Below are 9,455 nucleotides of genomic sequence, written 5' to 3' on the forward strand. Positions count from 1 at the left end.
CCGGTGCCGGCGACGCCTGCGTCGCCGCCCTGGCCCGCGGTCTGCGGGATCGGACCCCCTGGCCGGAGCTGCTGGCCGACGCGGTCGCACTCTCCGCGGCCGCGGTCGCCGCCCCGGTCGCCGGCGCGGTCGACGCCGCCCACTACCGCGACCTACGCGCCCGCATCGCCGTCACCCCCGCACCGCTGACCGAACCGCAGACAGAGGAGCACCACCATGCTGACCCCCACCGGTGAGATCGTCGCGGCCGCGCAGCGCCGAGGGGCCGGCGTCGGCGCGTTCAACCTGATCACCGTCGAGCACGCGGAGGCGATCGTGACCGGCGCCGAGGCCGCCGGCTGCGCGGTGATCCTGCAGATCAGCGAGAACGCGGTCCGTTTCCACCACGGCCGGCTCGGCCCGATCGCGGCCGCCGCCCGTTCGGTCGCCGAGCTCGCCGGCGTGCCCGTGGCGCTACACCTGGACCACGTGGAGAGCGACGAGCTGTTCGACCAGGCCGCGGCCAACGGGTTCGGCTCGGCGATGTACGACGCGTCCCGGCTGGGCTACGCGGCCAACGTCGCCGCCACGGCCGCCGCCGCCCGCCGCGGGCACGCGCAGGGGCTGTGGGTGGAGAGCGAGCTCGGCGAGGTGGGCGGCAAGGACGGCGCCCACGTGCCGGGCGTGCGCACCGACCCGGGCGAGGCGACGGCGTACGTCGCGGCCACCGGCGTCGACGCGCTCGCCGTGGCGGTCGGCTCGTCCCACGCCATGACCAGCCGGGACGCCGGCCTGGACCACGGGCTCATCGGCCGGCTCCGGGCGGCCGTCGCCGTGCCGCTGGTGCTGCACGGCTCTTCCGGCGTCCCCGACGACGAGCTGCGCGCCGCGGTCCGCGGCGGGCTGGTGAAGATCAACATCGGCACGGCGCTGAACATCGCCTTCACCGGCGCCATCCGCGCCGCGATCGAGCACGACGCGGACCTGGTCGACCCGCGCAAGTACCTGCGGACCGCCCGGCACGACATGGCCGAGACCGTCACGAAGGCGCTGCGCGTGCTGGCGCCGGACTGACGAGCCCTACCCGGAGGCGGGGCCCACGGAGAGGACGCGCACCGCCGCGGCGCCCTGGGCGTCGGACTCGGCCAGGTCGACCTCGGCGACGATCGCCCAGTCGCGGTCGCCCTCCGGGTCGTCGAAGATCTGGCGGACGTGCCAGCGGTCCGGCTTCTGCTCGATGACGAGCAGCGCCGGGCCGCGCGCGTCGGGGCCGATGCCGAGGGAGTCGTACTCGTCGAAGTACGCCTCGATCGCGTCCTGCCACGCGTCCGCGTTGAACCCGTGCTCGCCGTCGAGCTCGCCCAGCTCGTCGTAGCGGTGCAGCGCGGCGAGCTCGACCCGGCGGAAGAGCGCGTTGCGCACCAGGACCCGGAACGCCCGCAGGTTGCGGGTGACCGCCGGCGGGCGCTCGTCGCGCACGGAGGGCTGCTCCTCTCCCGGGTTGCGCAGCCGCTCCCACTCGTCGATGAGGCTGGAGTCGACCTGCCGGACCAGCTCGCCGAGCCACTCGATGAGGTCGCCGAGCTCCTCGGTGCGCGCGTCCTCCGGCACCGTCTGGCGCATGGCCTTGTAGGCGTCGGCGAGGTACCGCAGCACGAGCCCCTCGGAGCGCGACAGCCCGTAGAACCCGACGTACTCGACGAACGTCATCGCCCGCTCGTACATGTCGCGCACCACGGACTTCGGCGACAGCGCGTAGTCGGCGACCCAGGGGTGCCCCTGCTTGTACAGGTGGTAGGCGTTGTCGAGCAGGTCGGCGAGCGGCTTCGGGTGGGTGACCGACTCGAGCAGCTCCAGCCGCTGCTCGTACTCGATGCCCTCGGCCTTCATCGCCGCGACCGCCTCGCCGCGGGCCTTGAACTGCTGCGCGGAGAGCACCTGCCGCGGGTCGTCCAATGTGGACTCGATGACGGAGAGCACGTCGAGGGCGTAGGCGGGCGCCTCCCGGTCGAGCAGCTCGATCGCGGCCAGCGCGAACGGCGACAGCGGCTGGTTGAGCGCGAAGTCCATCTGCAGGTCGACGGTGAGCCGCACCCGGCGGCCCTCCTCGTCGGGCTCAGGCAGCTGCTCCACCACCCCGCCGGCCAGCAGCGCCCGGTAGATGGCGATGGCGCGGCGGATCAGCCGGCGCTGCGAGTGGGCGTCCTCGTGGTTCTCGGTGAGCAGGTGCCGCATCGCCGCGAACGCGTCGCCGGGCCGGCTGATCACGTTGAGCAGCATCGCGTGCGACACCTGGAAGCTGGATTTCAGCGGCTCGGGCTCGGCCTCCACCAGGCGGTCGTAGGTGGGCCGGCCCCAGCCGATCGAGCCCTCCGGCGGCTTCTTGCGCACCACCTTGCGCCGCTTCTTCGGGTCATCGCCGGCCTTCGCGAGGGCCCGCTCGTTGTCGATGACGTGCTCGGGCGCCTGCACCACGACCGTGCCGACGGTGTCGAACCCGGCGCGCCCGGCCCGGCCGGCGATCTGGTGGAACTCCCGGGCGTACAGCAGGCGGGTCTTCTGCCCGTCGTACTTCGACAGCGCCGTGAACAGCACCGTGCGGATCGGCACGTTGATGCCGACGCCGAGGGTGTCGGTGCCGCAGATCACCTTGAGCAGTCCGGCCTGGGCCAGGGTCTCCACCAGCCGGCGGTACTTCGGGAGCATCCCCGCGTGATGCACACCGATCCCGTGCCGCACGAGCCGCGACAGCGTCTTGCCGAAGCCTGCGGTGAACCGGAAGTTGCCGATGGCCTCGGCGATCATGTCCTTCTCGGCGCGCGTGGACACGTTGACGCTCATCAGCGCCTGTGCCCGCTCCAGCGCCGCGGCCTGGGTGAAGTGCACGATGTAGACGGGGGCCTGCCGGGTGCCCAGCAGCTCCTCGATCGTCTCGTGCAGCGGGTCCATCGAGTAGGTGAACATGAGCGGCACCGGCCGCTCGGCGTTCTTCACCACCGCCGTCGGGCGCCCGGTGCGCCCGGTCAGGTCCTCCTCGAAGCGCGTCACGTCGCCGAGCGTGGCCGACATGAGCACGAACTGGGCCTGCGGCAGCTCGATGAGCGGCACCTGCCAGGCCCACCCGCGGTCCGGTTCGGCGTAGAAGTGGAACTCGTCCATCACGACAATGCCGACGTCGGCCTGAGTGCCGTCGCGCAGGGCGATGTTGGCCAGGATCTCCGCGGTACAGCAGATGATCGGCGCGTCGGCGTTGACGCTGGCGTCGCCGGTGAGCATCCCGACGTTCTCCGCGCCGAACATCTCCACCAGCGCGAAGAACTTCTCCGACACCAGCGCCTTGATCGGCGCGGTGTAGAACGTGGTCCGGTCGCTCGCCAGGGCCGCGAAGTGCGCGCCGGCGGCGACGAGGCTCTTGCCGGAGCCGGTCGGGGTGTTGAGGATGAGATTCGCCCCGGAGACGATCTCGATCAGCGACTCCTCCTGGTGCGGGTAGAGGCTGAGCCCCTGCTCCCCCGCCCACTCGGAGAACGCCTCGAAGACCGCGTCGGCGTCCCCGTCACGCGGAACTCTTGCCGCCAGATTCTTCATGTCCGCTCGTACATCAGGTCGAAGGACGGCCGCCCGTCGCGCACGGCGCGCAGCTCGAACTTGGTCACGGGCCGGTGGTCCGGGCGGGGCGCGAAGCCGTCGAAGCGGTTGGCGAGCCCGGGGTCGGCGTCGAGGGTCTCCAGCATCGCCTGCGCGTAGCCGGCGTCGTCGGTGGCGCAGTGCAGCAGCCCGCCGGGGCGCAGCCGTTCGCGCATCAGGGCCACCCGCCCGGGCACGATGAGCCGCCGCTTGTGGTGGCGCGACTTGGGCCACGGGTCGGGGAAGAACACATGCACGGCGGCGAGGCTCGCGATCGGGATCTCCTCGCGCAGCAGCTCGATCGCGTCCACCGCGGCGACCCGCAGGTTGGTCAGGCCTTGCCGCTCGATCAGCGCGAGGAGGTTGGCCACGCCGGGAGTGTGCACCTCCACGGCCAGGTAGCGCCGGCCCGGGTCGGCCGCGGCCATCTGCGCGGTGGCCTCCCCCATGCCGGAGCCGATCTCGAGCACGTCAACGGGCTCGCCGGGCACGAACGCATAGCGCTCGGCGAGGCGCTCGAGGGCATCGAAATGCCTGCCGCTGAGCCGCCCGCGGCGCGGGTGATAGGTCCGGACGATCCGGAGCGGACGGTCGACGGTGGTCATGGGGACCCAACCTTACCCGACCACGGGCGCCGTCCGCCCGGCCCCGGCGCGGGGCCCGGACACGGCCCGGGCGCGGTCACCGGCGCAGCGCCTCCTGGGCCGCATGGACCAGGGCCATCACGTCCTCGCCGGCCGTCGCCGCGGACCAGACCAGCGCGAACGTCAGCCGGGGCGGCGGGCCGGCCAGGGGGACGAACCGGACGTCGGGCCGCCGGACGGTGTCGACGAGCAGCTGCGGTACCGGCAGGGCACCCCGGCCGGCCGCGACCAGGTCCAGCGCGGCGGCCGGATCGTCGACCGGCTCCGGGGCCAGCGGCGCGCCGTCGGGCAGCGGGACGCCGCGGGGCAGCAGCAGCCGCCCGGCCCGGTCGAGGGTGAGCGCGGGCGCGGTGGAGAGCCGGTCGGCGGCCGGCAGCGCCAGATGGGTCAGCGGCACGTGAAACCGGGCGGCGGTGGCGAAGCCGGGCGGGAACGGCGCGCTCATCAGCGCCGCCGCGGCCCGGCCCCGGGTCAGCTCGTCGGTCGCGGCCCGCCAGCCGGCCGGGGCCAGCTCCAGGTCGACGCCGGGCTTGCGGCCGGCGAGGCGGCGCGCGACCCGGGCGGCGAACCCTCCGGCGAGCGGCGCATAAGCGAGGCGGATCGTGTCCGGGGCGGGCACCGCCAGCCGGGCGGCCTCCGCGGCGAAACCGGCCGCCTGCTCCAGCACCGCCTCCGCGTGCGGCAGCAGCGCGGCGCCGGCGTCGGTCGGCGCGACCTCGCGGCTGGTGCGCGCGAACAGGCGCAGACCCAGCTCACGCTCCAGGCGGGCGATCGCCTGGCTCACGGCCGGCTGGGACAGGCCGAGTGCCGCGGCGGCTCGCGAGAACGACCGGTGCCGCGCGACCAGCGCGAAGCACTCGATGTCCCGCAGGGCCGTCATGACGACCAGTATCGGCCATTCGCGCCGCTTATCGATCGCCCATTTCCCGCGCCGAGCGGCCACGATCCGCCCGTGACCCATGACTTTCCCGCTTCCACCGTGCTCGGCTTCCCGCGCATCGGGCCGGACCGTGAGCTGAAACACGCCCTCGAGGACTACTGGGCGGGCCGGATCGACCGGGCGGCGCTGGAGGAGACCGGCCGGTCGCTGCGCGCCGGGACCTGGCGCCGCCTGCACGAGCTGGGCCTGCGGGAGCCGGGAGCCCTGCCGTCGAACACGTTCTCGCTCTACGACCACGTCCTCGACGCCGCCGTCATGGCCGGCGCGGTGCCGCAGCGCTACCGCGACGCGCCCGATCCGTACTTCGCGATGGCCCGCGGCGCGGACGGCGTCGCACCGCTGCGGATGACGAAGTGGTTCGACACCAACTACCACTACATCGTCCCCGAGATCGGGCCGCGCACCGCGCTGCGGGCCGTGCCGGACAAGCCGCTCGCCGAGCTGCACGAGGCCCGCGAGCTCGGCTACGCGACCCGCCCGGTGCTGCTCGGCCCGGTGACCCTGCTGCGGCTGGCGCAGGCGGCGCCCGGTGCGCCGGCCGGCTTCACGCCCCTGGACCGCCTCGACGACCTCCTCCACGTGTACGGCGAGCTGCTGTCCGCCCTGGCCGGGCACGCCGCCTGGGTGCAGCTGGACGAGCCGGTGCTCGTCACCGACGGCGGCTCGCCCGCGGTGCGGCACGCGTACCGCCGTCTCGCCGGCCTCGAGCGGCGCCCGAAGCTCCTGGTCGCCTCCTACTTCGGCGACGCCGGCGACGCGCTCCCGGCACTCGCGGTGGCGCCGGTGGACGGGGTCGCGGTCGACCTGACCCACGGGGTACCGCGGCATCTGGAGCTGTTCGAGGGCCGCACGGTCGTCGGCGGGGTCGTGTCCGGCCGCAACGTGTGGCGCACCGACCCGGACGCGGCGCGGGCCCTGCTCGCCGCGGCCGGCGCGACCGCGGTCGGCACGAGCTGCTCGCTGCTGCACGTGCCGTACACGCTGCGCGGCGAGCAGGATCTGTCACCCGCTCTGCCCTCGGAGCTGGCATCTCTGCCCTCGGAGCTGGCGTCTCGCCTCGCCTTCGCCGAGGAGAAGGTCGCCGAGGTCGTCGCGCTGGCCGGGCTCGGGCCGAAGCCCGGGCCCCTGCCCGTGCCGCCGCGGGCCGCCGGGCCGGTGCGGACCGAGTCGCGCGGCGCGTACGAGGCCCGCGCGGCGGCGCAGCGCGACCTGGGGCTGCCCGCGCTGCCGGTGACCACGATCGGCTCGTTCCCGCAGACCGGCGAGCTGCGCGCGGCCAGGTCGGCGGCGGCCGCGGGCCGGCTGGCACCGGCGGAGTACGAGGCGCGCATCGAGGCCGAGATCGCCCGGGTGATCGGTGAGCAGGAGCGGCTCGGCCTGGACGTGCTCGTGCACGGCGAGCCGGAGCGCAACGACATGGTGCAGTACTTCGCCGAGCACCTCGACGGCTTCGCGGTGACCCGCAACGGTTGGGTCCAGTCGTACGGCTCGCGGTGCACCCGCCCGCCGATCCTGTACGGCGACGTCAGCCGCCCCGCGCCGATCACGGTCCGCTGGGCGGCCCATGCCCGGTCGCTGACGCGGCGCCCGGTGAAGGGCATGCTCACCGGCCCGGTGACGATCGTGGCATGGTCGTTCGTGCGCGCCGACCGGCCGCTGCGCGACGTGACCCTGCAGGTCGCCGACGCGATCCGGGAGGAGGTCGCCGACCTGGAGGCGGCCGGCATCCGCATCATCCAGGTCGACGAGCCGGCGCTGCGGGAGCTGCTGCCGCTGCGACGGGAGGAGCGCGCGGAGTACCTGGCGTGGGCGGTCGCCGCGTACCGCCGGGCCACCTCCGGCGCCGCGGACGCCACCCAGATCCACACCCACCTGTGCTACAGCGACGCTGGCGAGGTGCTCGAGGCGATCGACGCCCTCGACGCGGACGTGACGAGCATCGAGGCGGCGCGCTCCGGGTTCGCGGTCGGGGCGTTCGGCCGCGGGATCGGCCCCGGGGTGTACGACATCCACTCCCCGCGTATCCCGGACCGGGAGGAGATCGCGGCCCGGCTGCGGGCGGCGCTCAGGACGATCCCGCCGGAGCGCCTGTGGGTGAACCCGGACTGCGGCCTGAAGACCCGCACGTACGACGAGGTCCGCGCCGCCCTGACCAACGTCGTGGAAGCCACCCGGACCGTCCGCGAGTCCGTATCGTGAGGGCATTTCATCGTGAGGGCATGTCCCTCGGTGCGCATCTACGACGGCCGGCGCTGGATCGACACCGAGCCGGGCGACTCCGGCGCCCGGCGGAGATGCTGCTGCACTTCGCCCCGGCACGCCGCGGGAGGCCTACTTCGAGGGCCTGCCGGACGTACCGCGGATGACGCCGGACGAGCGGGCCGCCTTCATGCTCCCTTTCAGGCTGTGACCCGGCGGGTTAGCCCTCGCTGAGAAAGCGGACTTTCGAGCGTCGCCGGCACGGCCGCGCCGCACCGCGAAGAAGGCCCTTCTCCGGCCACTGCGGCACCCGCGTTCCCGACCGATCGACGAGCAAGGCGCTTCCGCTGACGGCGATCCCGCCGGCGCACCGCAACGATCGCGGGTCGCGAGCTCTGATCGCGTCCCGCAGAATTCCGCCGCCGTGGCGGGGCCCCGCGTGGACAACGCTGTGACGTTGCTCCGCTCGGACGGGCGGCGTGCGGATTCGAGCCATGTCGCATTGCTCATGCTCGCTGAAAAACGACACACGAGCGAACGCTTCCCCGTTTTCTTCAGCCCGCGGTCGGCATGAGCGTGCACCATTTGGCATTATGGACTGCCGTTTGGGGCGGTGGTTTCGGTCGGGTTCTGGGATAATTGTATGCATGGGGCAGCTGGGATTATTTTCAAGGGCGGAGTTGGCTGCCATGCGTGACCGCACCAGGTCACGTCGTTATTCTCCGGCGAAGGAGCAGTTCCGCCGGGAGCATGCACGGCATCGGGAATGGGGCCTGGCCAGACGGCACTCCGAGAAACTCCGCCGCGTCCGCGGTGCCACCCCGCCGGTGGTCAGCGACCAGCGGGACGGCTCGGTGCACGGATCGGTGCACGGATCGGCGCAGGGGCCGGTGCCGCCCTCGCCGCCTCCGCCGGCGCCGCCTGACCAGGAACAACGTCCCGCGAGCGGCACCGCGGCAAACGACTGCGACCCCGCACCCCGCCAGGCGGACGGCGCCGGACGGCCCCGTCCTGTCCCGAAGCGTCGTCGCGCATCCACGCCACAGCTGCGCCGGCCCGCCGGCCCGGCAACGCATCGAATGATTGGCGGAAATACACGGCCACCGGTGCATCGCGACCGTCTTTCGACAATGCCGCGCACGGCCGGTCGACATTTCCGCCGAATGCTCCGAAAGCCGGGAACAAGCAACCGCTGTCCCCATGGACCACCGGTGCAGATCCCCGAAGCGACTGGGCCGAGAAGGATGCAAGAGGAAATCAGAGCGGTCCCAGTCGACGCCGGCCATAGGTTCTCGGCCAACGGGACCGAATTCCAATACGCAACGGTCGGCACGAAGAATACCGCTGAAATCAGCATGCCGACATAGGCAACTCCACTGACGTGATCTCAGCAAGGAATGAGTCGTCTCCACGGACGACACGGATATAACGCCCGAATCGGGCGATGCTGGAGATGGGCGTGGAGCCATCGATAGACAGGTTCTTGCGACGGAATCGGTCTACCGAGAGGGCTCCACGTGATTGCCTATCGTGCCATGGTTGACGTGCCCAGGGAACTCGTCCGGCATGTCGCCGGCCTGCTCCGTGCGGAACGGCGGTTGCGGGGAACCCGCCGTGGTACCCGCCGGTTGACCTGCTTCTACCAGGCATTGCTGGTTCTGGTGTGGTTCCGCAAGGGCGAGGACAAGACCACCCTCGGGGCCGGCTTCGGGGTGTCACGCGCCACCGCCTACCGCTATGTCGCCGAGGCCGTCACGGTCCTCGCCGTGCAGACCCCGGACCTGCACACCGCGCTGCGACGCGTCGCCGCCGAGGGCTGGTCACACGTCATCCTCGACGGCAAACTGTTCGACACCGATCGACTGGCCGAGACAACAACCAGCGTCAAGGGCGCCACCATCGACGCCTGGTACTCCGGCAAACACCGCGACTTCGGCGCGAACATCCAAGCTGTCATGCGTCCGGACGGGTTACCGATCTGGACCTCCACCGCCATGCCCGGACATTTCCACGACCTGACCTGCGCCCAGCACCTCGACATCACCGGCGCCCTGTACTGGGCCGCA

At 72.6% G+C, this 9,455-nt stretch carries 6 protein-coding genes and 1 pseudogene; 4 read left to right on the forward strand and 3 right to left on the reverse strand.

The features are described 5' to 3' along the window. Both ABT297_RS41785 and ABT297_RS41790 read left to right on the forward strand, forming a co-directional pair. Positions 1 to 236, forward strand: a pseudogene (locus ABT297_RS41785) (hypothetical protein); the annotation flags it as partial. After that, positions 217 to 1,053: a class II fructose-bisphosphate aldolase gene (locus ABT297_RS41790; RefSeq protein ID WP_350559330.1), complete on the forward strand. Its 837-nt coding sequence runs from the start codon at positions 217 to 219 to the stop codon at positions 1,051 to 1,053. The pseudogene ABT297_RS41785 and the gene ABT297_RS41790, both read left to right, overlap by 20 nt. Positions 1,054 to 1,059: 6 nt before the next feature. Here the strand turns inward: ABT297_RS41790 and ABT297_RS41795 are convergent, their stop codons facing one another. From ABT297_RS41795 to ABT297_RS41805, 3 genes are all read right to left on the reverse strand, one after another. Further along, a complete protein-coding gene (locus ABT297_RS41795) occupies positions 1,060 to 3,567 on the reverse strand; it encodes a DEAD/DEAH box helicase (RefSeq protein ID WP_350559333.1) in 2,508 nt (835 codons plus the stop codon). Continuing rightward, positions 3,564 to 4,211, reverse strand: coding sequence for a tRNA (guanosine(46)-N7)-methyltransferase TrmB (trmB, locus tag ABT297_RS41800; protein WP_350559336.1), 648 nt, complete (start codon positions 4,209 to 4,211; stop codon positions 3,564 to 3,566). The genes ABT297_RS41795 and trmB overlap by 4 nt, the downstream gene beginning before the upstream one ends. Positions 4,212 to 4,287: 76 nt before the next feature. After that, positions 4,288 to 5,130, reverse strand: coding sequence for a LysR family transcriptional regulator (locus ABT297_RS41805; RefSeq protein ID WP_350559339.1), 843 nt, complete (start codon positions 5,128 to 5,130; stop codon positions 4,288 to 4,290). Between the two features lie 72 nt (positions 5,131 to 5,202). Between ABT297_RS41805 and metE the strand changes: the two genes are divergently transcribed. Both metE and ABT297_RS41815 read left to right on the forward strand, forming a co-directional pair. Next, on the forward strand, positions 5,203 to 7,389 hold the full coding sequence (gene metE, locus ABT297_RS41810) for a 5-methyltetrahydropteroyltriglutamate--homocysteine S-methyltransferase (protein WP_350559342.1): 2,187 nt from the start codon (positions 5,203 to 5,205) through the stop codon (positions 7,387 to 7,389). 1,535 nt (positions 7,390 to 8,924) lie between these two features. Continuing rightward, positions 8,925 to 9,455, forward strand: a 531-nt coding sequence (locus tag ABT297_RS41815) for a transposase family protein (protein WP_350559345.1), incomplete at its 3' end; no start/stop codon positions are given.

The organism is Dactylosporangium sp. NPDC000555 (genome assembly GCF_040300025.1).
In the GTDB taxonomy this organism is placed as follows: Bacteria; Actinomycetota; Actinomycetes; order Mycobacteriales; family Micromonosporaceae; genus Dactylosporangium.